This window comes from Ruegeria sp. YTSC230 (assembly GCF_059609665.1).
This window is the reverse complement of the sequence record NZ_JBXWMC010000002.1, coordinates 232,402-255,680: the sequence shown is the minus strand read 5'-3', so window position 1 is coordinate 255,680 and position 23,279 is coordinate 232,402. Positions and strand designations below refer to the sequence as shown.

The 23,279-nt window shown below is 58.0% G+C and carries 26 protein-coding genes; 15 read left to right on the top strand and 11 right to left on the bottom strand.

The window, feature by feature from the left end; translation table 11 throughout:
- Positions 1-70 precede the first annotated feature (70 nt).
- The 5 genes from lgt to AC2FD9_RS05255 all read left to right on the top strand — a co-directional run bounded on the left by lgt (position 71) and on the right by AC2FD9_RS05255 (position 4,289).
- Positions 71-958 (top strand): prolipoprotein diacylglyceryl transferase, encoded by an 888-nt coding sequence (lgt, locus tag AC2FD9_RS05275; RefSeq protein WP_109313258.1) that lies wholly within the window; start codon positions 71-73, stop codon positions 956-958.
- Complete coding sequence (locus AC2FD9_RS05270) at positions 955-2,022, top strand: class I SAM-dependent methyltransferase (RefSeq protein ID WP_496835738.1); 1,068 nt, start codon at positions 955-957, stop codon at positions 2,020-2,022. The genes lgt and AC2FD9_RS05270 overlap by 4 nt, the downstream gene beginning before the upstream one ends.
- A complete protein-coding gene (gene pgeF, locus AC2FD9_RS05265) occupies positions 2,019-2,777 on the top strand; it encodes a peptidoglycan editing factor PgeF (RefSeq protein WP_496835737.1) in 759 nt (252 codons plus the stop codon). The genes AC2FD9_RS05270 and pgeF overlap by 4 nt, the downstream gene beginning before the upstream one ends.
- Before the next feature lie 269 nt (positions 2,778-3,046).
- On the top strand, positions 3,047-3,175 hold the full coding sequence (locus AC2FD9_RS05260) for a hypothetical protein (RefSeq protein ID WP_282118988.1): 129 nt from the start codon (positions 3,047-3,049) through the stop codon (positions 3,173-3,175).
- A 331-nt stretch (positions 3,176-3,506) separates the two neighbouring features.
- On the top strand, positions 3,507-4,289 hold the full coding sequence (locus tag AC2FD9_RS05255) for a Hint domain-containing protein (protein WP_282169096.1): 783 nt from the start codon (positions 3,507-3,509) through the stop codon (positions 4,287-4,289).
- Positions 4,290-4,405: 116 nt separating this feature from the next.
- On the opposite strand, the gene AC2FD9_RS05250 is transcribed toward AC2FD9_RS05255, so the two are convergent.
- A complete protein-coding gene (locus AC2FD9_RS05250; protein WP_058275538.1) occupies positions 4,406-4,906 on the bottom strand; it encodes an Lrp/AsnC family transcriptional regulator in 501 nt (166 codons plus the stop codon).
- A gap of 226 nt (positions 4,907-5,132) precedes the next feature.
- On the opposite strand from AC2FD9_RS05250, the gene trxB reads away from it, so the two are divergent.
- From trxB to AC2FD9_RS05225, 5 genes are all read left to right on the top strand, one after another.
- Complete coding sequence (gene trxB / locus AC2FD9_RS05245) at positions 5,133-6,074, top strand: thioredoxin-disulfide reductase (RefSeq protein ID WP_282118987.1); 942 nt, start codon at positions 5,133-5,135, stop codon at positions 6,072-6,074.
- A gap of 4 nt (positions 6,075-6,078) precedes the next feature.
- Positions 6,079-6,555: an RES family NAD+ phosphorylase gene (locus AC2FD9_RS05240; RefSeq protein ID WP_496755242.1), complete on the top strand. Its 477-nt coding sequence runs from the start codon at positions 6,079-6,081 to the stop codon at positions 6,553-6,555.
- A gap of 51 nt (positions 6,556-6,606) precedes the next feature.
- Entirely contained in the window at positions 6,607-8,277 is a 1,671-nt protein-coding gene (locus AC2FD9_RS05235) for an adenylate/guanylate cyclase domain-containing protein (RefSeq protein WP_496760838.1), read from the top strand.
- 206 nt (positions 8,278-8,483) lie between these two features.
- Positions 8,484-10,202 (top strand): bifunctional sulfate adenylyltransferase/adenylylsulfate kinase, encoded by a 1,719-nt coding sequence (locus AC2FD9_RS05230; RefSeq protein ID WP_496835734.1) that lies wholly within the window; start codon positions 8,484-8,486, stop codon positions 10,200-10,202.
- A gap of 111 nt (positions 10,203-10,313) precedes the next feature.
- Entirely contained in the window at positions 10,314-11,162 is an 849-nt protein-coding gene (locus tag AC2FD9_RS05225) for a hypothetical protein (RefSeq protein WP_282168965.1), read from the top strand.
- Between the two features lie 5 nt (positions 11,163-11,167).
- Here AC2FD9_RS05225 and AC2FD9_RS05220 read toward each other — a convergent pair whose 3' ends face one another.
- The 4 genes from AC2FD9_RS05220 to AC2FD9_RS05205 form a co-directional block, all read right to left on the bottom strand.
- The gene (locus AC2FD9_RS05220) at positions 11,168-12,037 is read right to left on the bottom strand and encodes a glycosyltransferase family 10 domain-containing protein (RefSeq protein WP_282168966.1); all 870 of its coding nucleotides are present in this window, start codon (positions 12,035-12,037) and stop codon (positions 11,168-11,170) included.
- Positions 12,034-12,921 carry a PhzF family phenazine biosynthesis protein gene (locus AC2FD9_RS05215; RefSeq protein ID WP_282168967.1) on the bottom strand — a complete coding sequence of 296 codons (888 nt, stop codon included), beginning with the start codon at positions 12,919-12,921 and terminating at the stop codon, positions 12,034-12,036. Before AC2FD9_RS05215 ends, AC2FD9_RS05220 begins: the two co-directional genes overlap by 4 nt.
- A gap of 96 nt (positions 12,922-13,017) precedes the next feature.
- Positions 13,018-13,242: a DUF1150 family protein gene (locus AC2FD9_RS05210; protein ID WP_058275531.1), complete on the bottom strand. Its 225-nt coding sequence runs from the start codon at positions 13,240-13,242 to the stop codon at positions 13,018-13,020.
- Positions 13,243-13,247: 5 nt separating this feature from the next.
- Positions 13,248-13,661, bottom strand: a complete 414-nt coding sequence (locus AC2FD9_RS05205) for an Hsp20 family protein (protein ID WP_058280036.1) — start codon at positions 13,659-13,661, stop codon at positions 13,248-13,250.
- 164 nt (positions 13,662-13,825) lie between these two features.
- Between AC2FD9_RS05205 and AC2FD9_RS05200 the strand changes: the two genes are divergently transcribed.
- From AC2FD9_RS05200 to AC2FD9_RS05185, 4 genes are all read left to right on the top strand, one after another.
- Positions 13,826-14,050, top strand: a complete 225-nt coding sequence (locus AC2FD9_RS05200; protein WP_058275529.1) for a YdcH family protein — start codon at positions 13,826-13,828, stop codon at positions 14,048-14,050.
- A 77-nt stretch (positions 14,051-14,127) separates the two neighbouring features.
- Positions 14,128-14,613 (top strand): 5-(carboxyamino)imidazole ribonucleotide mutase, encoded by a 486-nt coding sequence (gene purE, locus AC2FD9_RS05195; RefSeq protein WP_058276051.1) that lies wholly within the window; start codon positions 14,128-14,130, stop codon positions 14,611-14,613.
- Positions 14,610-15,368 carry an NAD(P)-binding domain-containing protein gene (locus tag AC2FD9_RS05190; RefSeq protein WP_496835730.1) on the top strand — a complete coding sequence of 253 codons (759 nt, stop codon included), beginning with the start codon at positions 14,610-14,612 and terminating at the stop codon, positions 15,366-15,368. The genes purE and AC2FD9_RS05190 overlap by 4 nt, the downstream gene beginning before the upstream one ends.
- Positions 15,368-16,435 carry a 5-(carboxyamino)imidazole ribonucleotide synthase gene (locus AC2FD9_RS05185; protein ID WP_472723127.1) on the top strand — a complete coding sequence of 356 codons (1,068 nt, stop codon included), beginning with the start codon at positions 15,368-15,370 and terminating at the stop codon, positions 16,433-16,435. The genes AC2FD9_RS05190 and AC2FD9_RS05185 overlap by 1 nt, the downstream gene beginning before the upstream one ends.
- Before the next feature lies 1 nt (position 16,436).
- Here the strand turns inward: AC2FD9_RS05185 and AC2FD9_RS05180 are convergent, their stop codons facing one another.
- From AC2FD9_RS05180 to AC2FD9_RS05160, 5 genes are all read right to left on the bottom strand, one after another.
- Positions 16,437-17,588: an alpha-D-ribose 1-methylphosphonate 5-triphosphate diphosphatase gene (locus tag AC2FD9_RS05180; protein WP_282118978.1), complete on the bottom strand. Its 1,152-nt coding sequence runs from the start codon at positions 17,586-17,588 to the stop codon at positions 16,437-16,439.
- Complete coding sequence (locus AC2FD9_RS05175) at positions 17,585-18,358, bottom strand: alpha/beta fold hydrolase (RefSeq protein ID WP_496835727.1); 774 nt, start codon at positions 18,356-18,358, stop codon at positions 17,585-17,587. Before AC2FD9_RS05175 ends, AC2FD9_RS05180 begins: the two co-directional genes overlap by 4 nt.
- A 38-nt stretch (positions 18,359-18,396) precedes the next feature.
- The gene (locus AC2FD9_RS05170; RefSeq protein WP_282118976.1) at positions 18,397-19,239 is read right to left on the bottom strand and encodes a DMT family transporter; all 843 of its coding nucleotides are present in this window, start codon (positions 19,237-19,239) and stop codon (positions 18,397-18,399) included.
- Between the two features lie 187 nt (positions 19,240-19,426).
- Positions 19,427-21,070, bottom strand: a complete 1,644-nt coding sequence (gene groL, locus AC2FD9_RS05165; RefSeq protein WP_058275524.1) for a chaperonin GroEL — start codon at positions 21,068-21,070, stop codon at positions 19,427-19,429.
- A 54-nt stretch (positions 21,071-21,124) separates the two neighbouring features.
- On the bottom strand, positions 21,125-21,412 hold the full coding sequence (locus AC2FD9_RS05160) for a co-chaperone GroES (RefSeq protein ID WP_058275523.1): 288 nt from the start codon (positions 21,410-21,412) through the stop codon (positions 21,125-21,127).
- Positions 21,413-21,639: 227 nt separating this feature from the next.
- On the opposite strand from AC2FD9_RS05160, the gene bla reads away from it, so the two are divergent.
- Positions 21,640-22,521 carry a class A beta-lactamase gene (bla, locus tag AC2FD9_RS05155; protein ID WP_496836066.1) on the top strand — a complete coding sequence of 294 codons (882 nt, stop codon included), beginning with the start codon at positions 21,640-21,642 and terminating at the stop codon, positions 22,519-22,521.
- Here the strand turns inward: bla and AC2FD9_RS05150 are convergent.
- A complete protein-coding gene (locus AC2FD9_RS05150; protein ID WP_496835724.1) occupies positions 22,518-23,192 on the bottom strand; it encodes a DUF2161 domain-containing phosphodiesterase in 675 nt (224 codons plus the stop codon). The genes bla and AC2FD9_RS05150 overlap by 4 nt on opposite strands.
- Between the last annotated feature and the right edge of the window lie 87 nt (positions 23,193-23,279).

The window sequence follows — 23,279 nt, the reverse complement described above, 5'->3', positions numbered from 1 at the left end:
TCTATATGGGTAAAGAATGGCCCGGGCTCAAGGTTGACTTGCCCCGCTAACCCCGGGCAATGAGACGCACATGCAGGCTGTTCTGAATTTCCCCGACCTTTCGCCCGAAGTTTTCTCGATCTCGCTGTTCGGGATGGAGTTCGCACTTAGATGGTACGCGCTGGCCTATATCGCCGGTATTCTGATCGCATGGCGATTGGGTACTGCGGCGCTGAAGCGTCCGGCCCTTTGGCCTGATCAAACACCACCGATGAAACCGCAGCAACTAGAGGATCTGATCACCTGGATCATCCTTGGGGTGATTCTCGGCGGGCGACTGGGATTCGTTCTGTTTTATCAACCGGCCTATTACTTATCGCATCCACTAGAGATTTTGATGATCTGGCAGGGCGGCATGGCCTTCCATGGTGGTTTGCTGGGGGTTGTCGTTGCGTCCTATCTCTATGCTCGGCGTTACCAGGTGCCAGTATTGTCTTTGGCTGATCTGATCGCACATGCTGTGCCGCCCGGGCTGTTGTTAGGGCGGTTGGCGAACTTCACTAATGCCGAGCTTTGGGGGCGACCCAGCGACGTTCCATGGGCGGTGATCTTTCCAGGTGGTGCCGCACAGGACTGCCCGGGTGTTGTGGCCGGGATGTGTGCCAGACACCCTTCTCAACTTTATGAAGCCGCACTGGAAGGTTTGTTGCTGGGCGCACTTTTGCTGTGGATGGCCTATCGACGTGGGGCGTTTCACAAGCCCGGTCTGGTGATGGGTGTATTTTTGGCAGGTTATGGTGCCTCGCGTTTCATTGTTGAGTTCTTTCGTCAGCCTGACGCACAGTTCGTCTCGGCCGGGAATCCGCTGGGGCTGGCATGGCACGTGGGTGGTTATGGTCTGACCATGGGGCAAATGCTGTCGCTGCCAATGATCGCGCTTGGCCTGTGGTTTGCGCTGCGCGCGCGACGCACTCAATGAACCTTAAGGATCACCTACTGGCGCAAATTGCGCTGAATGGCCCGATGAGCGTGGCCGATTTCATGACTGAATGCCTGCTGAACCCTAAGTTCGGGTATTACACCACCCGTGATCCGCTGGGCGCGCAGGGGGATTTCATTACCGCCCCGGAAGTCAGCCAGATGTTCGGAGAGTTGATCGGGCTTGCACTGGCGCAAAGCTGGATGGATCAGGACAAGCCGGACAGGTTCATTCTAGCAGAGCTGGGACCGGGTCGCGGCACCCTGATGGCGGATATCCTGCGCGCAACCAGCAGCGTATCCGGGTTTCACGAGGCCGCAGAAATTGTTTTGTTCGAAGCTTCCCCTGCCCTGCGGGACAGGCAGGCGCAATCGCTGAGCGGTCACAACCCGCGTTGGATCGATACACTCACCGACCTGCCCCAAGCCCCCCTGTTTTTGGTGGCGAACGAGTTTTTTGATGCCCTGCCGGTCCGCCAATTCATTCGTGACAGCGATGGCTGGTGCGAACGTCTGATTGGTGCGCAGGACGAATCGCTGACGTATGGGCTGGGGCCGAACACGGCTCAGGTCGCGCTGACGGATCGCATGATAGACACCCAAGATGGCGATCTGGTTGAACTTTGCGCGGCCGCAATTCCGATCCTGACCGTGATCGCCGGGCGGATCGCCACTTATGGCGGGGCGGGTCTGATCGTGGATTACGGTGACTGGCATTCGCTGGGCGACACGTTTCAAGCTTTGCAATCACATGAACGTGTTGATCCCCTGCAAGCTCCGGGTCGGGCGGATCTGACTGCGCATGTAGATTTCGAGCCCCTTGCCATAGCCGCACGGGCCGCCGGTTGCGCCCATACAAAGCTGACACCTCAGGGCATGTTTCTGGAACGGTTGGGCATCACGGCCCGCGCACAGGCGCTGGCTGCGCCACTCGGCGGGTCTGAGCTTGAGACGCTCATTGCTGCACATCGCCGGTTGACGCATCCCGAGGAAATGGGAAATCTGTTCAAAGTACTGGGTCTCTATCCTTCTTACGCTGCACCTCCACCGGGACTGGAACCATGACATTGGAAATTCTGACCTCGGACATCTTATCGCCTGTCCGCCACGGGTTCTTCAGCCGTCGGGGCGGTGCCTCTTCCGGAATATTCGCGGGTTTGAACTGCGGCTATGGCTCGTCGGACCAAACCGAAGCGGTGGCAGTGAACCGTCAGCGCGTGGCCGCCGCGATGGAAGTCAGCCCAGACGCTTTGGTTGGCGTGCATCAAGTGCATTCTCCAACTGTTCTGACGGTGGACGCTCCGATAAATGGCGACAAACCCAAAGCGGATGCGGTTGTCACCGCAACCCCGGGACTGGCACTGACGATTCTGACAGCGGATTGCCAACCGGTCCTGTTTGCCGATTCTGACGCGAATGTGATCGGGGCTGCGCATGCCGGGTGGCGCGGTGCTTTGGACGGTGTATTGGAGGCAACCCTGGACGCGATGGAGGCATTGGGCGCAAAGCGGGAAAACACCGTGGCTGTCATTGGTCCTACGATTTCTCAAAACGCCTATGAAGTCGGTCCAGATTTTCTGGATGAATTCGCGGCGGATTCACCCGAAAACCTTAGGTTCTTTGCGAATGGCAATGGGGATCGGCTGCAGTTCGACCTGCCCGCCTTTGGTCTGCACAAATTGCGGCAAGCCGGGGTGGGTGAGGCCGAATGGACGCGGCACTGCACCTATTCGGACCCGGACAGGTTTTATTCCTACCGCCGCTCCACCCACGCGAAAGAAGTCGACTATGGCCGCCTGATTTCCGCCATAAAATTATAGGGCTCGTCCCAAATGTGGCAAAAACGCCGCTTTTTTGCCACATTTGTTGTGTCTGTTTGAGTCGAGACATTTTGATTTTTATTGTCCGTACTCAGGTGTTTATCAAACGATTATCCAGCAGTGCGAGGCATTCCGAAAGAAGAGGATCTGCTGACTTTCAACTTTGCTGCTTTAACCCCGGATCAGCCTTATCGGTGCCGTATTGACGCATCACAGTGATCCAACAAGGGAAACCGGGTGTTCACCCCGATACGAGCAGGAATAATAACATGAAGGTTAAATCTCGCTTTCTTAGCGCCGTTGTTGCGGCGACGCGAGAGCAGGCACCGGAAATGCCGTGGAAACGGGTTTCCAGTACTTCGGTCAGGGTCGCGCGCCGCTTGGCACGCCAACGCTGACCAAAAGCCCAAGGAACCATGCTGCCGGTTCCAAGGGTCAAGACGCACATCGGAGGGGTGCTCCGGGCCGATGTGTGACTAACCGCTGAAATTTCCAGCGGCCATGTTCAGGGGTGTGTGTGCGCAGGTAATTTCCGCCTGCGTTTAGTGAGTTTGTCTGGGGGGTCAGTGTGTTGACCAAAGAAAAGCAAAAACTTATCGCGTCGCGACGCCGGAATGGCGTGCGCACTATGGTCGCTCTCTCATTAAAGACAAAGAAAACGCCGGTCAGGTTGCCCTGTACGGAGGGCTTTACCCGTCTGAACGGTATTTTAGAGGGGACGGAATGAAAATGACAATTCCACATTCCTTGACGCGCGCAGCCAGAAACGCGGTCGAAACTTCGGCCATGCTGCGCGAAATTCCGAGGACAAACGCAAGACCAAAGGCCCAGTTGCGGCGCTATGAGGTCAGTACCTTGATGCCAAACGGAGATGTTTCGCAAACGCGCCACATCGCTCCGGCATTGCCCATGTTCGAAGACGCCTTTTGTGCCTTTACACGCGGATCCCTGGTGGAAACCGAAAACGGCCCATTGGCGATCGAAGATCTGCTGCCGGGCGACTTGGTTCTGACACAGGATGGCGCGCTGCAGACCGTGTTGTGGAAGGGGTCGGTGACCCTGATTCCCGGACGCGAGGATTCGCGTGGTCGAACACGCCCGCTAACTCGGATCATGGCCGATACATTTGGAATGCAAAAGCCGCTGTCCGGCGTAATCGCGGGACCCGCAGCACGTCTGCTGGGCACACCTGCGCATCTGCGCCATTTACACGACGGGGCCGAAATTCTGACCCCTGTCCATGAATTCCAGGACGGTATGAGCGTGATCGAAACATTGCCGCCGACCCCGATTGAGCTGTTTCACATCTGCCTGAAACGTCATTCGGTCATCAAGGTCGATGGCCTGCAATTCGAATCATACCATCCGGGAGTCAATGCCGCACGCCAGGTTAGCCAATCGCTCAGATCGATCTACCTGAACTTGTTTGCGCATATCGAATCGCTGAGCGATTTTGGCCCGCTGGTTTTGCCACGCGCCGGAGACGGTGAGATAGATGCGCTTACGGCCTGAAAACAAAAACTAACTGCAGTGTGGGGGCATTATGCAGCTGATAATTAGTTGGGTTCTATCATTGACGGTCGCAGCATTTCTGCCGCCGTCAAAACCGCATCAAAAGCGAATGATGTTCACGCCGTCCGGTTCATTCGTTCTTCCAGAACGTCGAAGGGAACGCCGGGTTCGTCCTTGGCGCCGCGAATAACCAGCGATGTTTTTACGCTGGCTACATTGGGCGTAGTCAGCAGCTCGCCCGTCAGAAACTGCTGAAAACTGCTCAGGTCGGGGGCGACGCATTTCAGGATAAAGTCCACCTCGCCGTTCAACATGTGGCATTCCCGAACCAGCGGCCATTCGCGGCAGCGTTCCTCAAATGCGTTAAGTTCGGATTCGGCCTGGCTTTCCAACCCCACCATGGCAAAGACCTGAACCTCGAACCCCAACTCGCGTGAGTTCACATCGGCATGGTAGCCGCGAATAAGCCCGGATTCTTCCAACGTACGCACGCGCCGCAGGCAAGGCGGCGCTGAAATACCTACGCGTTTTGCCAACTCGACATTGGTCATGCGACCGTCTGCCTGCAATTCTGCCAAAATCTTGCGGTCAATCTCATCCAGCCGTATCGCGACCATGAAATGCTCCTAATTTTTCGGTTGTTATATCAGCACCCGACCAATGCGCAATTATCTTTCGCACCTGCGCAATATTCTATATTTTCAATGTTCTTTTTTTGGGCACCTTGCCGCAAATGCATGACTGCCTGTCAAAAGGTTGGGGGTTTAAGCCCTGCGCGACGCTCGCTATATCCATCCGTCAGGGGCCACGCGCCCCAATCAGGCAGATCGAGTTGGGGGTACTATGGCCGAAACACGACACACCAGGGTTCTGATCATCGGATCGGGACCGGCCGGTTACACGGCCGGCGTTTATGCAAGCCGCGCGATGCTGGAGCCGATTCTGGTTCAGGGCATCGAGCCGGGCGGCCAGCTGACCACAACGACCGAGGTCGAAAACTGGCCCGGAGACACCGAGGTTCAAGGCCCCGACCTGATGGTGCGTATGCAGGACCATGCCAAGGCGATGGGCTGTGAAATCATCGGTGACATCATCAACGATCTGGACCTCAGCAAACGCCCGTTCACCGCAACCGGCGACAGCGGCACTGTTTACACAGCAGATGCCGTCATTCTGGCCACCGGCGCGCGTGCCAAATGGCTGGGTCTGCCGTCGGAAGAGAAATTTAAGGGCTTTGGCGTTTCGGCTTGCGCGACCTGCGACGGCTTCTTTTATCGCGGACAAGAAATCGTGGTCATCGGTGGCGGCAACACCGCCGTCGAAGAGGCGCTGTTTCTGACCAATTTTGCCAGCAAGGTCACTTTGATCCATCGTCGTGATGAGCTGCGCGCGGAAAAGATCCTGCAGGACCGGCTGCTGAAGCATGAAAAAATCGAACCCCTGTGGTTCCACGAGTTGGAAGAAGTGACCGGCACCGATGCCCCGCTGGGCGTCGAAGGTGTGCGGGTCAAAAACGTGAAGACCGGCGAGATCACCGAGATCCCCTGCAAAGGCGTTTTTGTCGCGATCGGACACGCACCTGCCAATGAACTGGTCAAGGACTCACTGGAAAGCCATATGGGCGGCTATGTCGTGACCAAGCCAGGTTCGACCGAGACCTCGGTGCCGGGTGTATTTGCCGCCGGGGATCTGACGGACCATATCTACCGGCAGGCTGTGACCAGCGCCGGCATGGGATGCATGGCCGCACTGGATGCCGAGCGTTTCCTGGCCGAACAGGATTGATCTGATGCTGGAATTCTCCGGCCCGGTCTGGAGAATTCTTTTTCTGACGCAATTGGACGCCCCTTTGGCCCCTGCTCGGGCGCCAGAGGGGCGTTTTCATTACTCGGGGCAGACGGCGCTTTACGCCTCGCTCAGCGCAGAAGGTGCCGGGGTCGCTATTCGAAGATATGTTTCGGCGGGCGATCCACCACGGGTCTTACAGCGGGCAACCGTGACAGGCGCAAAACTGGTCGACGTACGTGGACAGCGCGAGGCATCGGTCGTTTGGCAGGACATTCACGCCAAGCAGGGCACCTCGCCGACATGGAGCTTCTCGGACCGCGCGCGTGACGCAGGCGCTGACGGGTTGCTATACAGCTCACGCTCGCGCCCCGAACTCAGCCACATTGTCCTGTTCGACCCGTCTCCTTCGCTGATTCGTGCGAATACGCCGTCAACAGATTGGACACCGCCCTATCCGCAACCTGCGCTTGACCGCTAAGCTGCGGCGTATCAGACTCGGCCTCAAGCGAGACCAACGCAGGTGATCTGATTGAAAACTGTTCTGTGGCAAGGCGGGTGGGCGACCCGGCTGAGGATCGGCAGCGGCCTAGTTCTGTTCGCCTTTGCGTTCTTTCACTTCATCAACATCGGCCTTGGTCTGTTTCACACGGACTACCTGCATGACATGCAGGATGCCCGGCATGTAATCACACGTCACGATGTAGGCAGCATAATACTCTATGCTGCTCTTTTGATTCACGCGGGGTTAGCCCTGTACTCGATCAGCCAGCGCCGGACTTTGCGCATGCCGTTCAGCACGGGGTTGCAGATGGTTCTGGGGTTGTTGATCCCATTGCAGCTGATCTCGCATATCGTGCAAACGCGCTATGCGAACACGGTTTACGATGTGAACGATGAAATGGGCTATATCATCGTTCTGATGTGGCCGAGCTACGCGGTCTGGATGCAAAGCCTGTTGTTGCTAGTGGTGTGGGTACATGGCTGTATCGGACTGCACATGTGGCTGCGGCTGACCCGCTGGTGGCCCAAATTGGTGCCATATCTGATTGGCCTGGCTGTGTTTGTTCCGACATTTGCCCTTGCCGGAGTGTTGACGGAGGGGCGCCGTATCTGGGCTGATTTTGCAGACCCGTTTTTGCGCGAACAATATATCGAGCATTACAACTGGCCCTCTCCCGAAGACTTCCAGCACCTGTTCAGCGTAAAAGACAATGCGCTCATGGCGTTCTGGGTGGCCCTTGGCGCATCCCTGGCGGTATTTGCGATCCGCAAGCTGTGGCGCCGCCGACATTCCGTGCGCGTCAAGTACGCTCAAGGCCCTGAGGTCGTTGCCGAAAAAGGGATGACCCTGCTTGAAATTTCCCAAGCCAACGGCATTCCACACACGGCGCTATGCGGTGGCAAAGGGCGCTGCACCACCTGCCGCGTGATTGTCGAGGCGGGCGGGGATCAACTGCCCGAACCTGGTGAGGTCGAAGCCCGAAGCCTAGCTGCGGTCAGCGCCCCGGCGGGTGCCCGGCTGGCATGTCAAATCCGACCGATGGCTCCGATCACAGCGTTTCGCATGTTCCGCCCAGATGGCGCCCGACACCGGGCACATGCAAGCCAGGGTCAGGAACGGCAATTGGCGGTCCTGTTTCTGGACATGCGCGGCTTTACCTCGCGCACCGCTGGCCAACTGCCCTACGACATCGTTTTCCTGCTAAACCGCTTTTTCGACGCCATCGTCCCCGCGATCACGGCCGAGGGCGGAGTGGTCGACAAATACATGGGCGACGGCCTGTTGGCCGTGTTCGAAACCAACGACGCCCAAAGCTCTGCTCGGGCAGGGATGAAAGCGGCCATTGATATCAGCCTTGCCTTGCAGCGTTTCAACCAGCAGCTGGAAACAGAGGGCAGCCCTCGGATCCGCATCGGAATGGGCCTGCATCTGGGGGACCTTGTTCTGGGTGAAATCGGTGCCGCGGGCCACGCCGCCCGTACAATCATCGGCGACACCGTAAACGTGGCCAGCCGGTTAGAGGCGGAAACCAAGAACTTGGGCTGCGAACTTTTGGTCTCGGAAGAGTTGTTGCTGGCGGCAGGATATGACGGCGATATGCGGCAGGTTCGCCCTTTCGACCTGCGTGGCGTGACGCGACCGATTCCCGCCCTGCCCGTCCCTAAAGCGGCGGATTTGAGCGCCAGTGCGGCTGCATAAGAACACTCGCCCTGAATTGGGTGGAATTGTTGCCCACCTCGGGAACCAGCTTCGCAGATTGCCACACAAACCGGAATATCCTTCCATTGCGTGAAAAAACCGCGCATATCGTCCTTTGTTTCACCAATGTATATGGACTTCACCCAAAAGCCGGGGCAAACGCCCCTTAATCAATGGCAAAGCAGCACTTTTACAAGAGTAATCCCATGACGATGTTAAGTAACCTGGCCCCGATCCCCGAATTGTTCGTGTCCTACGATTCAGCACAGAAACTGAAGGTGGAAGCCGCAGATCTGACCAGCTGGGACCTGAGCCCGCGCCAGATCTGTGATCTGGAACTGCTGATGAACGGCGGGTTCAACCCTCTCAAAGGTTTCCTAGGCGAGGCGGACTACGACAACGTCGTCGAGAACATGCGTCTGGCCGACGGCACACTGTGGCCGATGCCCATTACTCTGGACGTAGACGAGGCGTTCGCCGACAAAATCAAATTGGGCCAGGACATCGCTCTGCGTGATCAGGAAGGCGTCATTCTGGGCACCATGACAGTCACGGACCGCTGGACGCCTAACAAGGCACGCGAGGCCGAAAAAGTCTTTGGTGCAGATGACGACGCCCACCCGGCAGTGAACTATCTGCACAATGTGGCCGGCAAAGTTTATCTAGGCGGTCCTGTGGTCGGCATCCAGCAGCCGGTTCATTATGACTTCCGCGCGCGCCGCGACACTCCGAACGAGTTGCGCGCCTATTTCCGCAAGGTCGGCTGGCGGCGTATCGTTGCGTTCCAGACCCGCAACCCGCTGCACCGCGCGCACCAGGAACTGACGTTCCGCGCCGCGAAAGAGGCGCAGGCCAACCTGCTGATCCATCCGGTCGTGGGCATGACCAAACCTGGCGACGTCGACCACTTTACCCGCGTGCGCTGCTATGAGGCAGTGCTGGACAAATACCCGGCCTCGACCACATCAATGTCACTGTTGAATCTTGCAATGCGCATGGCCGGCCCGCGCGAAGCCGTCTGGCACGGGCTGATCCGCGCAAACCACGGCTGCACCCACTTTATCGTCGGTCGTGACCATGCAGGCCCGGGCAAGAACAGTCAGGGCGAAGATTTCTACGGCCCCTATGACGCGCAGGATCTGTTCCGCAAATACCAGGATGAGATCGGCGTCGAGATGGTCGATTTCAAACACATGGTCTATGTGCAGGAACGCGCGCAATACGAGCCAAACGATGAGATTCTGGACAAGGACAATGTCACTATCCTGAACATCTCGGGCACCGAGTTACGCCGTCGTCTGGCCGAAGGTCTGGAGATCCCGGAATGGTTCAGCTTTCCCGAGGTTGTCGCCGAATTGCGCAAGACCCGCCCACCGCGCAGCCAGCAGGGCTTTACTGTGTTCTTCACCGGCTTTTCGGGCTCGGGCAAATCCACTATCGCCAACGCGCTTATGGTCAAACTCATGGAGATGGGCGGCCGCCCGGTTACTTTGCTGGATGGTGACATCGTTCGGAAAAACCTGTCGTCCGAACTGGGCTTTTCGAAGGAACACCGCGACCTGAACATCCGCCGCATTGGCTATGTGGCCAGCGAGATCACCAAGAACGGCGGCATCGCAATCTGTGCCCCGATCGCGCCCTATGCCACGACCCGCCGTGCGGTCCGGGAAGAGATCGAACAATTCGGCGCCTTCTGCGAGGTTCACGTGGCCACCACCATTGAGGAATGCGAACGCCGCGACCGCAAGGGACTGTACAAGCTTGCCCGCGAAGGCAAGATCAAAGAGTTCACCGGAATCTCGGACCCTTATGATGTTCCCGCGGACCCCGAACTGAGCGTCGAGACCGAAAATGTCGAGGTCGACAACTGCGCCCATCAGGTTCTGCTGAAACTGGAAAGCATGGGTCTCATTGCAGCATCCTAATTGCTACAACGAACAAGCAAAGCGGCCAGCATTGGCCGCTTTTTTTGTTGGATTGACAAGCGCACGCTGCCTTGGTGCAAATGCAGACCCTAATCAAAATGCAAAGTGCCCATGACCCGCGACCTGCCTGCAATTGCCAGTTTCTGGTTTGGTTCAGACCTGAGCTGGCTCGAGGCGTTATGCATTCAATCCTATCTGGACAACGGTCACCGGTTTATCCTGTATACCGTGCATGACATCGAAGGCGTGCCTAGCGGCACCGAGATACGGCCCGCTTCTGATATCCTTTGGCCAGCGCCGTTTGATTTTCGACCGGAAGACCGGTTAGGGGTCGCAGTGTTTTCTGACATCTTTCGACTGCGGCTTATGCAGAAAACTCCGTTTATCTGGGTCGATCTGGATGCATATTGTGTCAGGCCATTCGACTTTTCCTCGACTTACGTTTTCGGGTCGTCGCAATCAGGCACCTTTCCCAACGGCGTCCTGCGGCTGCCGGAAGGTTCAGAGACACTGGCGTTATGGATTGACTTCGTGACCTCTGCCAACCCAACCCAACCCTGGCGCGGCGGTCGGCTGCTTCGAAACAATCGCAGGCGCATCCGAAACGGTGAAACCTGGGGCATTGAAACACTGCCCTGGGGCAGCTCTGGCCCCAAGGCGCTGGAGTTCTTTCTGCGCCAGACTGGCGAAGACAGCCACGCGATGCAGCCGGAAGTGTTCTATCCTTTGGACAAGGATCAGCTATGGAAACTGCACGATCCGCGCATTTCCACGGCCGAGATCGAACGGGATAAGGTGCATTCAGTCCACATCTACGGACATCAGAAAAAGTTCATGGCAGGCAAAAACGCCGGGCTGCCGGTCAGCGGATCGTATCTGCAGCGGCTTTGCCTTCGACATGGGATCGACGCCTCGGCGAATCCGATCTTGCCGGTGGGGTGGCTGGCCCCGCGGCCATAGCACCACTAGGCTGCGTTTATCTGTTCGCGCAGGGTCCGCACCGCACGGCCTTCAAAGTCACCGAACTCTGCCGCCTTGCTTTGCGCAGCTTTCATATGCGGCAGGCGTTCGGCATAGTCGTCAGCGGACAGGCTGTTGATCGCGCGCTGAATGTCGGCCTCGGATTCACAGAGGATCATACCGGCTGTGTCCATGAATTCCCCTATATTCGGACACCCCCAATAGATCGGGACCGTTGAGCATAAGATCGCATCTGTCAGCTTTTCCGAGAAATAGTTCTTCTCGCGAACATTCTCGATCACAATGGAATAGCGATACGGGGCCAAGCCGTCGGATTTACGGTCAAATGGCGTGTATCCCCGCCCCATGATATCAACGTCAGCACCCGTTTCCCGCACCCAGTCAATCACCGAATGGCGCAGTTGGTGCCCCTCCAGATCGCGTTTGGCTGAGGCAATGAGCGAGCAGGACTTCGTTTTCTCTACGTTGAGGTCACGCCAATCCGGCACCATCGTCACGCCGTAGGGCAGAAACACCGCATTGGGAAGGTTTCGCAACAGCACATCATGAAACGTCATCACCCGAAAAAACCGCCGCCAAGTGTAGCGGAGCATCTTGTCGTGCTTGGCGTGAATGGCCGACGGTTCGCCCATCATCAGCGAAATCCGGGCGCGGGTGCCCCGGCGCAGGCGCAAATGCACGGTAGAATTGGGATACATGATCAGATGGTCAGTACGCTCAAGATCGCCTACCGTTTTTCCCTCCAACCGCTCGGGGCACCCTTCGGGCCAGATCAGATCGGACAATGGAACCGAAGCCAGTTTCAGCCCTAATCGATGCCCGTAAGGCAGGATGGCGATTGCGGGTTCGGTCATGACAGTTGCCTGAGAAAATTGACCTGTCCGCGCATTAGAATATAGCCGCGACCCGCCACCTTGATACCGGTCATCGCATCGGCGGGTCCAACGCGTTTAACGGTCGCTTGGCCGGGGCGGCCCAAGTCGTGGCCCTGTTCTGCCGTAAACGTATCTTTGGGCATCAAACCATACTTCCACAGATAAGCTGCCATCGCCCCGGTTGCTGATCCCGTGAAGGGGTCCTCGGGCGGGCTGGGCGGCAGCATCAACAGACGTGAGAATGTGTCGCCCGCCTCGGTCGCACCTTCCAGCGTCACAAGGAAGGGCTCGGCCATGTCCGACCCCGAATACCCGCCTGCTTCGATCACTTTTCGCAAAGGTTCTTCAACCAACTTCGCGGCGCGCAAGGCTTCATGATCGCGCAATACGGTGACACAAAAGGGCAACCCTGTGGATACCATCTGAGGTGGGGAGATGATCGCGCTTTCCGGCAGGCTGATGGCGGCGGCAACCAGATCGGCAGGAACCATCGCACCAAATTGCGGGGCAACCTGCGTCATCTCAATCTCATCACCATTGAGTTGGATGGAAACGATCCCTGCCCCGGTGTCCAGTGTCAGTGCATCCCCCTGAAACAGCCCACGCGACCGCATCGCCGCGACAGTGGCAATGGTTGGATGACCCGCAAAAGGGATTTCACGGCTGGCCAGAAAATAGCGCACTTGGAAGTCGGCCACGTCAGACGGCCCGGTAAAGGTACATTCGACCAAGGACGTTTCGCGCACGTAAGCCGTGCAGATATCTTTGGGTAGGACGGCCCCACCATGCACCACGGCGCATCCATTGCCGCCAAAGGCGCGGTCGCTGAATGCGTCCACCCAGTCAAAATCAAACCAACTCATGTTTGGTGCCTCCGCCCTGCGAACCCGTATTGGTTCGCATATCTCACCCGTGGGGCGGCGGATGTCACGGGAAAATCACACGTTGCGCGGGCCGTTTTAGTGCACGGCCACCGGGGAAAAGTCATGTTCGCGCGCCAGAATAAAGGCCAGCTTGCGATCTGCGACCAGGGCCAGTTGCTGACCATCTGAGTCATGCACAGCGTAGAGCTGATCCAGATCACCGGCCTGTTCGCGCACTTCGCGCGGCAGGTCAGCAACATCGACGGCTTTTACATAGACGATCCGGTCGCCTTCGGTGTTGATTTCAATCGGTGTATTCATTGCTCTTACCCCTTCCGTATATTGATTGTCTGAACCACGGTTTCAGGCACGGCGCGGGTCAGATCCACATGCAGCAGACCGTTTTCCATGATCGCCTCGCCCACCTCGACACCGTCCGCCAGCACAAACATGCGCTGGAACTGACGCGCCGCGATGCCGCGATGCAGAAAGATGCGCCCCTCGCTATCGTCGCGTTGACGGCCCCGGATCACCAGTTGGCGATCCTCGATGGTAATCGACAGGTCCTGTTCCGCAAAACCGGCTACAGCCAGCGTGATGCGATAGGAAAAATCCGAGGTCTGTTCGATGTTATAGGGCGGGTATCCTTCGTTTCCGGCCTTTGCAGACCGTTCTAGAAGGCGTTCCAATTGCTCGAACCCCAAAAGATGCGGGTATGAGCCAAGAGTAAGTTTCGACACGTATTTTCGTCCTTTATTGCCAAAGCGACGTGTGGTGCGGTCCCGTTTTGGCAACCGCGTATGATAGAATATGGGAATATGCAGGGATGTCCACAAGGTCTGGCCGGATAAACCCTGACACACTATCTTGTGTGGAAAGCACCACAACAACAACCGAGTCGTTCATGAACGCGCCCACTGACATTTCAATGAAAACAGATGAAGTTCTTCGGGTCGAGCTGGAGGTATTTCGCCGCCAGCACCGCGATCTGGACGAGGCGATCGAGGCGCTGCAAGCGACGGGGACGTCGGATCAGTTAACGATCAAGCGGCTGAAAAAGCAGAAACTGCGCCTTAAGGACATCATTCGCCTGATCGAGGATCGTCTGACCCCGGATATCATCGCCTGAAGGCCCTGTACCGCATTGCCAGATAGGCCGATTTGGCTATAGTGCGCGCTCTTTCGGCAGGCAAGGGCGACAAGCGGATGAGCGATGTGAAAGTGGGGATCATCATGGGCAGTCAGTCGGACTGGCCCACGATGAAAGAAGCCGCAGACATTCTGGATGAACTGGGCATTGCGTATGAAAAACGCATCGTTTCGGCCCACCGCACCCCTGATCGCCTTTGGGACTATGGTAAAACCGCCGTTCAGCGCGGCCTGGATGTGATTATCGCGGGTGCGGGCGGTGCTGCACATCTGCCCGGGATGATGGCCTCAAAGACGCGCGTGCCGGTGATCGGTGTACCTGTGCAGACGCGGGCCCTGTCCGGCGTCGATTCGCTGTATTCCATTGTGCAGATGCCCAAAGGCTTTCCGGTGGCGACTATGGCTATCGGCTCGGCCGGTGGGGCCAATGCCGGGTTGATGGCGGCCGGTATCCTTGCCCTGCAAGATCCCGCGCTGGCTGATCGTCTGGATGCTTGGCGCGCGGCCCTTTCGGCCTCAATCCCCGAGGAACCGCAGGGATGAGCCGTATCGGCTTCATCGGAACCGGACATATTGCAGCCCCCATTGCGCGTTTTCTTGCGGCAAAAGGGCACGAGATCGCTGTGACAGAGCGCAACGCCACAGTCTCGGCCGAACTGAAAGCTGAACTGGATGTCGTGGTCGCGAACCCACAAGCGGTTCTTGACGCATCAGATATCGTTTTTCTTTGCCTGCGCCCCCAAATCGCCCCGGAAGTATTGGAACAGCTAAACTTTCGCTCGGATCAGCAGATCGTGTCAGTGATGGCGGCTGTATCGGTGGATCAGCTTGCTGCGTTATGCGCCCCCGCAACTGACTTTGTGCAAACGATCCCATTGGGTTTTCTTCAGCAAGGTGGATGCCCGCTTGCAGCGTTCGGAAACGGCGCCTTGCTGGCTGAATTGTTCGAGCCCGAAAACCCGGTCGTCAAGGTATCCAACGAGGCCGCGCTGAATGCACATTTTGCCGTCTGCGCCATGGTCCCGGGCATTCTGGACGTGTTGGCAACGGGTGCCGAGTGGCTGGCCGAGCAAACGGGCGACGCGGATGCCTCAGAGTTTTATACGACACAGCTGCTATCCGGGTTTCTGCACACGATGCAAACCGGGCAAGCCGGGCGTTTGGCCGAAGAGCGGGACGCGCTGGCAACGGATGGAACACTCAGCCTGCAAATGACGCAGGCCTTGCATGCGGGCAACGCACATGATGCGCTGCGCTCGGCCCTGCAGGCGATTGGAAAAAGGTTGGAGACTGATTGATGACGGACATGCTTGCTCCGGGGGCGCGGATTGGAATTCTGGGCGGTGGCCAATTAGGCCGGATGTTGTCCGTCGCGGCGGCCCGGTTGGGCTTTGTAACCCACATCTTTGAGCCGGGAGCCAACCCACCCGCCGGTCAGGTGGCGGATCATGTGACGACTGCAGCTTATGATGACGCTGCGGCACTGAAGGCCTTTGCCGAGTCCGTCGATGTCATCACCTATGAATTCGAAAATATCCCGACCGAAGCGCTGGACCTGTTGGAAGCACATTGCCCTATCCATCCGGGGCGCGAGGCGCTGCGTGTCAGTCAAGATCGACTGACCGAAAAGACTTTCCTTGCCGGGTTGGGTTTGAAGACAGCGCCGTTCGCCGACATCACTAATCTGGACAGCCTAAAGGCAGCGATTGACCAGATTGGCACGCCAGCCATCCTGAAAACACGTCGTTTCGGCTATGACGGCAAGGGACAGGCGCGGTTGCGCGGCCCCGAGGATGCCGAGGCCGCACTGGCCGATATGGCAGGCGCGCCCGCAATCCTCGAAGGGTTCGTAAATTTCAGCCACGAGGTATCGGTCATCGCCGCCCGCAGCATCGACGGTCAAGTGTCCTGTTTCGACCCCGGTGAAAACGTGCACCGCGATGGCATCTTGCACACCACCACGGTACCCGCCCGCCTTGCCCCGGCGCAACGAACCGATGCTGTTCTTCTGGCCGCCAATATCTTGAACGCGCTGGATTACGTCGGTGTCATGGGTGTCGAACTGTTCGTCACGTCAGAAGGGTTGATCGTGAATGAGGTTGCGCCTCGGGTGCACAACTCGGGTCACTGGACACAGAACGGCTGCGCGGTGGATCAGTTCGAACAGCATATCCGCGCTGTGGCGGGATGGCCCCTGGGTGATGGTCAACGCCATTCGGACGTGGTCATGGAGAACTTGATCGGTGATGATATGGAGCGTGTGCCGGAATTGGCACGGGAACGCGACGTGGCGCTTCATCTCTATGGCAAGGCTGAGGTCAAACCGGGCCGCAAGATGGCGCATTTCAACCGCATCACGCGGTGACTCAGCCCACGAACCGTGCGGCGATATCGCCGGACATGAAACTAACCCGCCCACCAGCCAGCGTGGCGGCGACGCGGTGGGACCGAGCATCAAGGATCACTAGGTCTGCGCGTTGACCCGGGGCGAGCGTGCCCCGGTCCTGCAACCCAAGAACCCGTGCCGGACCGGAAGTGACCAACGCCCAGGCTCCGGCCAGATCCAACAGACCGGATTTGGCCAGCATCAAAGCCGCGCGCCTGGGACTGGGGTAATGGTAATCCGAGGCGAGCGCATCACACAGCCCCATCGTGATCAGATCCAACGCGCTGACGTTGCCCTTGTGCGATCCGCCACGCACCACGTTGGGTGATCCGAGAATAACGTGATCCCCAGCAGCCCGTGCAGCCTCGGCTGCCTCTAGCGTTTCTGGGAATTCCGCGATCTGCGCGCCCCGCGCCCGCCAATCGGCGCGGGTTTGGGCGGTTGCGTCGTCATGACTGCCCATACGGACACCCTGCTCGGCCAGCGCCGTACAGAGCGTGTCCAAGGCAGCGGGCACATCATCCCGGCGGGCATGCATGGACAGCAGCATCTCAAAATGTGCGTCCGGATTGCGCCCTGCCTTAAGCGCCTGCCCCGTCAAACGTGGCGGCTTGCGCCCCTCGGCCAACCGGTCATGCGGCAAGTGGTCGTTGAACACGACATAGGGCACCTGCCAATCGGTGATGCGTTCAGGCAGGTTGGGGTATTCCGCCAGCATGTGCGTTTCGAACCGTAACTGAGGCAGCAGATCGGTCACGACGCGATCTTTGACCGACGCGATAGCATCAAACACTTGGCCAGCGAATTCAGGGCCGCGTACGCCGCCCTCCCAACTCAGGAACTGGGCCAGAACCGCCGTCGTGATCCCGTTGGCGGCCAGTTCAGCTTCGACCGACAAAATACCCTCGCCCATCTGCTTCATCGCCCCGCGGCGCGGTGCGATATGACGCTCAAACCCATCACCGTGCAGATCGATAATACCGGGCATCGCAAGATATCCCGATAGATCGATTGTTCTGCCTGCGCGGTCCTCTTGCACGATCCCCTCGGCAATGGGCAGGTCTGCACGAGTCATCCCTTGGTCCGGCAACAAGACCTCTGCGCCGGTTAAAGTCAGAGAAAGTGCAGTCATTGGGAAGGCTCCGACGCGGGTTCCGAACAATCCTGCCCGATGCAGATTTCGTCGATGATTTCCATCACCCCGTCCAACCAAGTAATCTGTGGGTCAAACTGCCCAAACTCTATGAAATGCAGCGCCTGCGCCATTACGCGCGGGTTGTTCATCATGAATGTGTGTGTCACCGGCAAAACGATATGGTCCGCCATCCCTTCGACCTTGGTGGTCTCAACCGAGACCTTGCCGTCATCCGAACCGTCAATCATCGACGAAAACAGCGGGTTCAGCGAATTCTCACCGGCGATGACACCCAGTTCGAAATCCGCAGGCGGCAGTTGCCTTGGGATACCTTCGGGGCCCGTGCCCAGCGCCAGGCCAGCCGGGCCATTCAGCATCCCAAACACCTCATACGCGCTAAGTTCGTCCACCAACTGACTACCCTGATTGGGCGGCCCGAGCATGACTACGCGGCCCAGATTCTCCGGATGGTTATCCTGCAACCAATAGCGCAACAGGATGCCGCCCATCGAATGCGCAACCACATTGACCTTGTCGTCACCGCATTCGGCAAACGCGTCCGGCAGTGTCTGTGCAGTCAGGTCGGGAATAGGCAGGTCCGTAGACGGATATCCCGGACGCACGACGGTATAACCATGCGTCTTGAACAGTTGTTCCATGACGGTAAAGGACGCTTCGGTCCGCGCCAGCCCATGCAGCAGGACCACGCATTTTGCCTGCACAATGGCAGGCACAAAGAACAGAAAGAGGGCAAGCAAGTAACGCATAGCCGCCAGATAAGGCCTAACGTCCAGCGAATAAACCCCTACCGCGGCGTCCTGCGCAGAACGGCCAGTGCAATTCCGCCCAATACCAGACCGGCCCCCAGGATCAGACGCAGACTGGCGGCCTCACCCAGCAGGAGGACACCGCCAATAATGGCTATGATCGGAACGCTGAGTTGCACGACGGCCGCCGTTGTGGGCGTCAATTCCCGCAAAACCTGATACCAAAGCGCATACCCCATCCCCGAAGTAACCGCGCCGGCCAACGCGGCCAGCAAGTATCCGTTAGCGGTCATGTGCCAGGCCCCTCCTGTCGCCAACAAAGCCAGCGTTGTCACGGGCAATGCCACGACGAAATTGGCCGCGGTGCCGGATAAGGCATCCGGTTCGGAATTGCCAACCAGCGAATAGATTGCCCAGCCGATCCCGGCTGCAATCATCAGGGCTGCTCCGACCGGGTTGACCTGTATCGATCCGGACGGCCAAAGCACGTAGCCCAACCCCAGCAACGCGATTGCGGCGCCCGCGATCTGCCGACCAGTGGGCAGAGTGCCTTTCACTGATGTCACGGTGAACATCGTCACCTGCACCACCCCGAACAGGATCAGCGCGCCCAGACCCGCGTCCAGCGTCAGATAGGCGACAGAGAATCCGATCATGTACAGGGACAACGACCCCGCCCCGGCAACCCTGCGCCGGTCAAACAGGGGCAAATGACCAGCCCTCAGAAGAACCAATCCAGCCAGCACCACTGCACCGGCTAAAACCCGCACCACGGCAAAGGCAGCGGGATCGCTGGCGCCACTATCAATCGCTAGCCGATTAAGTATCGAGTTGGACGCAAAGGCGCACATCGTCAGGCACGTGAGTAGGAACATTTTCATATCAACCGCATAGCCGGTTTCGGCGCGTTTTGCACACTGACATTCCTGCGGGATGGTCCGCAAAACGAAACGGGGCCACCCGAAGGCGACCCCGTCCCTATATTTTAAGGCTTCCCCTTCGGCAGCTTGGCCTTACAGCCAAGCGCCTGTCGGGACCGTCAGAATTCGCCGAGGCGAATTCGACGTCTTACATCATACCGCCCATGCCGCCCATGTCGGGCATGCCGCCGCCAGCAGGCGCGCCGTCTTTGGCAGGCTTGTCAGCAACCATTGCTTCGGTGGTGACCAGCAGGCCAGCAACCGATGCTGCATCTTCCAGCGCAGTGCGGACAACTTTGGCCGGATCGATAACGCCGAACGAGAACATGTCGCCATACTCTTCGGTCTGAGCGTTGAAACCAAAGGCCGCTTCCGAAGATTCGCGAACTTTGCCTGCAACAACTGCGCCGTCGACGCCTGCGTTCTCAGCAATCTGGCGCAGCGGCGCTTCGATGGCTTTACGCACGATATTGATGCCTGCATCCTGATCAGCGTTTGCGCCTTTCAGAGTGTCCAGTGCTTTACCGGCCTGAACCAGCGAAACGCCACCGCCCACAACAACACCTTCCTGTACGGCTGCGCGCGTTGCGTTCAGAGCATCGTCAACACGATCCTTACGCTCTTTCACTTCAACTTCGGTCATGCCACCTACGCGGATAACAGCAACACCGCCTGCCAGTTTGGCAACGCGCTCTTGCAGCTTCTCACGGTCGTAGTCCGACGAGGTTTCTTCGATCTGAGTGCGGATCTGAGCAACACGTGCTTCGATCTCGGCTTTCTCGCCAGCACCGTCAACGATGGTGGTTTCGTCTTTGGTGATTTCGATTTTCTTGGCGGTGCCCAGCATATCCATGGTCACGGACTCAAGCTTCATGCCCAGATCTTCACTGATGACCTGACCGCCGGTCAGGATTGCGATGTCCTGCAGCATGGCCTTGCGGCGATCGCCGAAGCCCGGTGCTTTGACAGCAGCAATTTTCAGGCCGCCGCGCAGTTTGTTGACAACCAGAGTTGCCAGCGCTTCGCCTTCAACATCCTCAGCAATGATCAGCAGCGGCTTTTGCGACTGGATCACTTGCTCCAGCAGCGGAACCATCGGCTGCAGCGAGGACAGTTTCTTTTCGTGCAGCAGGATCATGCAGTCGTCGAGATCTGCGATCATTTTGTCTGCGTTGGTGACGAAGTAAGGCGACAGGTAGCCACGGTCGAACTGCATACCTTCGACAACATCGGTCTCGGTTTCCAGACCTTTGTTTTCTTCGACGGTGATAACGCCTTCGTTGCCAACCTTCTGCATCGCGTCTGCGATTTGCTGACCGATTTCGGCTTCGCCGTTGGCCGAGATGGTGCCAACCTGAGCGACTTCTGCCGAGTCTTTGACTTCACGCGCCATCTCTTTGATGCCTTCAACGACCTTGGCAGTTGCCAGGTCGATGCCGCGCTTCAGGTCCATCGGGTTCAGGCCAGCAGCAACCTGCTTCAGACCTTCTTTGACGATCGACTGAGCCAGAACAGTTGCAGTGGTGGTGCCGTCGCCGGCTTCGTCATTGGTGCGGCTGGCGACTTCTTTCACCATCTGCGCGCCCATGTTTTCGAACTTGTCTTCCAGTTCGATTTCCTTGGCAACCGATACACCGTCTTTGGTGATGCGCGGTGCGCCGAAGGATTTGTCCAGAACCACGTTGCGGCCTTTGGGGCCCAGGGTCACTTTGACAGCATCGGCCAGGATGTTCACACCTGACAGCATGCGGTTGCGGGCATCGGTGTCGAACTTGACGTCCTTAGCAGCCATGTTGTTTCTCCTTGAGAAAAATGTTGGAAATGAAGATCAGAGAAGCGCGGGCGCTTACTCGATGATCCCCATGATGTCGCTTTCTTTCATCATCAGCAGCTCTTCGCCGTTGACCTGAACCTCGGTGCCCGACCACTTGCCGAACAGGATCTTGTCGCCAGCTTTTACAGCCATTGCGATCAGTTCGCCGCTGTCCTTGCGCGCGCCTTCACCGGTCGAAACGACTTCGCCTTCGCTGGGCTTTTCTTTTGCGCTTTCGGGAATGATCAACCCGCCTGCGGTTTTCTCATCGCTTTCGGTACGACGAACCAGCACACGGTCATGAAGCGGTTTCAATGCCATCTTTGCAGCTCCTTGGGCTCAAAGTTTATCTATCCTCCCCCCGCCTTTCGGCGAGGCGTTAGCACTCGGTAGTGGAGAGTGATAACGACGCATAGCTAGGGGGTCGAAATGACCGAGTCAACAAGTTGCCTGAATATTTTTCGCACGCAGAGCCCCAGAACGCCCGGTTTACACAGCGCCCTAGCCAACTAAGGTGATGGCGACCACATTTGACCAAGGCAGATTCGATGCGTGGGCTCCGGAAAATCAAAATTACCCTGTTGTTTTTAATTACTATTACTGTTGGTTTAGCCACATCAGCACAGGCGCAGCCCCTTACCGAAACGGTCCAGAGCTGGGAGCGCCGCCTTGATGCCCGGATCGGGCTGCTCCTTTATGATCCCAGCAACGAATGGGAGGTTTCATACCGCGCGGATGAGCTGTTTCCGATGTCCAGCACGTTCAAAACGCTCTTGTGCGGCGCCGTGCTGGCAGAGGTGGATGCAGGTACGGAAAGCCTGTCAGATCACGTCACGTACCAGACGACGGACCTGGTAGATTACTCCCCTGTCACCAGCAAACATGTTGAGACCGGTATGACTGTCGGAGCGCTATGCGAAGCAACGATGACGATCAGCGACAATGCTGCGGCCAATCTGCTGTTGCGCCGCCTGGATGGGCCTGCCGGACTGACCGAGTTTCTTCGGACAAACGGCGACGACATCACCCGCCTTGATCGATGGGAGACGGCGCTGAACGAAGCCACTCCAGGCGATCCGCGCGACACTACAACGCCTCGGGCAATACTGGCGACGCTCGACCGCTTGTTATTTGGCCAGGCGCTCTCACCCGCATCCTCCGCACAACTCAGGCAATGGATGATAGACGATCAAGTGGCCAACGGTCTTATCCGCGCGCACGTGCCTGACGGGTGGACGATCGGGGACAAGACCGGTGCCGGAGGCCACGGCAGCCGTGCGATCGTTGCCTTTTTGCAGACACCCGAGCCCCGCACCTATCTGGCCGCCATCTATCTGACCGAAAGCGATGCGCCATTTCCTGAACGCAACGCCGTCCTTTCAGATATAGCCCGCGCCATGATTTCCGAAATCGCCGCACGGCCTGACTAGTTCGCATCTTCCCAGCTATACGCCCAGTGCTTCAACCCTTCGGCCCCCGTAGCCGACAGCGCATAGACCCCTTTCTCGACCTTGTCGAACCACCCGTAGTGATTGTCCCGCATCAGGCGCGTGGCCTGGGCGACGCCGGTGGATTGGGCAACTTCCGCCCCCTTTGTCGCTCCGCATTCGGCCAGATGGGCTGCACATTTCAGCGCGTCCTGACGATAGGCCGTCACGATCCCGTGCCGGGTGGCCCCACCTGCGTTGGGATCACCTTCAAGCCGGTCAAATTCACGGAGCAGACGAGCCGCTTTTGCTTTGTTTTTTCGCGGTGCATACGGGCCCGGGTCACATTGCACCTCGACCGCGCCGTCGGCACGTACAGTGATCAGACCAAGACCAAGCCTGCGGCACAGCGCTAAATTGTCCTTTAACGCACGCCGCGCGGTTCGCCCTTTTGGTTTGCACACACCGACATAGATCTGATCAGTCACCCTTAGCCGCGTGATCGCCTGATGAAACAGCGCCAATGAGAACCGCAGCTTCAGCTCAACAATCACCGGCTCATCGCCATCCCGAACAGCGACGATATCGGCAGCGCCAACTTCGCCTTTGACGGTATAGCCCTGGCGCTCGAACAGCGCCTTGATCGGCGGGTATAGATCCTGCTCGCGGTCCATTCCGCCATGCTATGCAAATTTGCCGCGAACGCCAGCCATCACCTGCATCTGGCTTGAATACAATGCTGCGCAAAGGCAATGTCGCGG

Bases quoted from the DNA above. Each gene is read 5' to 3' on its own strand.
- trxB (WP_282118987.1), top strand. From the start codon at position 5,133: ATGGCCGAAACACGACACACCAGGGTTCTGATCATCGGATCGGGACCG.
- AC2FD9_RS05170 (WP_282118976.1), bottom strand. From the start codon at position 19,239: ATGAAAATGTTCCTACTCACGTGCCTGACGATGTGCGCCTTTGCGTCC.
- pgeF (WP_496835737.1), top strand. From the start codon at position 2,019: ATGACATTGGAAATTCTGACCTCGGACATCTTATCGCCTGTCCGCCAC.
- AC2FD9_RS05185 (WP_472723127.1), top strand. From the start codon at position 15,368: ATGACGGACATGCTTGCTCCGGGGGCGCGGATTGGAATTCTGGGCGGT.
- AC2FD9_RS05215 (WP_282168967.1), bottom strand. From the start codon at position 12,921: ATGAGTTGGTTTGATTTTGACTGGGTGGACGCATTCAGCGACCGCGCC.
- purE (WP_058276051.1), top strand. From the start codon at position 14,128: ATGAGCGATGTGAAAGTGGGGATCATCATGGGCAGTCAGTCGGACTGG.
- AC2FD9_RS05250 (WP_058275538.1), bottom strand. From the start codon at position 4,906: ATGGTCGCGATACGGCTGGATGAGATTGACCGCAAGATTTTGGCAGAA.
- AC2FD9_RS05190 (WP_496835730.1), top strand. From the start codon at position 14,610: ATGAGCCGTATCGGCTTCATCGGAACCGGACATATTGCAGCCCCCATT.
- AC2FD9_RS05230 (WP_496835734.1), top strand. From the start codon at position 8,484: ATGACGATGTTAAGTAACCTGGCCCCGATCCCCGAATTGTTCGTGTCC.
- groL (WP_058275524.1), bottom strand. From the start codon at position 21,070: ATGGCTGCTAAGGACGTCAAGTTCGACACCGATGCCCGCAACCGCATG.
- AC2FD9_RS05240 (WP_496755242.1), top strand. From the start codon at position 6,079: ATGCTGGAATTCTCCGGCCCGGTCTGGAGAATTCTTTTTCTGACGCAA.
- AC2FD9_RS05175 (WP_496835727.1), bottom strand. From the start codon at position 18,358: ATGCGTTACTTGCTTGCCCTCTTTCTGTTCTTTGTGCCTGCCATTGTG.
- AC2FD9_RS05160 (WP_058275523.1), bottom strand. From the start codon at position 21,412: ATGGCATTGAAACCGCTTCATGACCGTGTGCTGGTTCGTCGTACCGAA.
- AC2FD9_RS05200 (WP_058275529.1), top strand. From the start codon at position 13,826: ATGAACGCGCCCACTGACATTTCAATGAAAACAGATGAAGTTCTTCGG.
- AC2FD9_RS05210 (WP_058275531.1), bottom strand. From the start codon at position 13,242: ATGAATACACCGATTGAAATCAACACCGAAGGCGACCGGATCGTCTAT.
- AC2FD9_RS05270 (WP_496835738.1), top strand. From the start codon at position 955: ATGAACCTTAAGGATCACCTACTGGCGCAAATTGCGCTGAATGGCCCG.
- AC2FD9_RS05255 (WP_282169096.1), top strand. From the start codon at position 3,507: ATGACAATTCCACATTCCTTGACGCGCGCAGCCAGAAACGCGGTCGAA.
- AC2FD9_RS05220 (WP_282168966.1), bottom strand. From the start codon at position 12,037: ATGACCGAACCCGCAATCGCCATCCTGCCTTACGGGCATCGATTAGGG.
- AC2FD9_RS05180 (WP_282118978.1), bottom strand. From the start codon at position 17,588: ATGACTGCACTTTCTCTGACTTTAACCGGCGCAGAGGTCTTGTTGCCG.
- AC2FD9_RS05150 (WP_496835724.1), bottom strand. From the start codon at position 23,192: ATGGACCGCGAGCAGGATCTATACCCGCCGATCAAGGCGCTGTTCGAG.
- lgt (WP_109313258.1), top strand. From the start codon at position 71: ATGCAGGCTGTTCTGAATTTCCCCGACCTTTCGCCCGAAGTTTTCTCG.
- AC2FD9_RS05260 (WP_282118988.1), top strand. From the start codon at position 3,047: ATGAAGGTTAAATCTCGCTTTCTTAGCGCCGTTGTTGCGGCGACGCGA.
- AC2FD9_RS05225 (WP_282168965.1), top strand. From the start codon at position 10,314: ATGACCCGCGACCTGCCTGCAATTGCCAGTTTCTGGTTTGGTTCAGAC.
- bla (WP_496836066.1), top strand. From the start codon at position 21,640: ATGCGTGGGCTCCGGAAAATCAAAATTACCCTGTTGTTTTTAATTACT.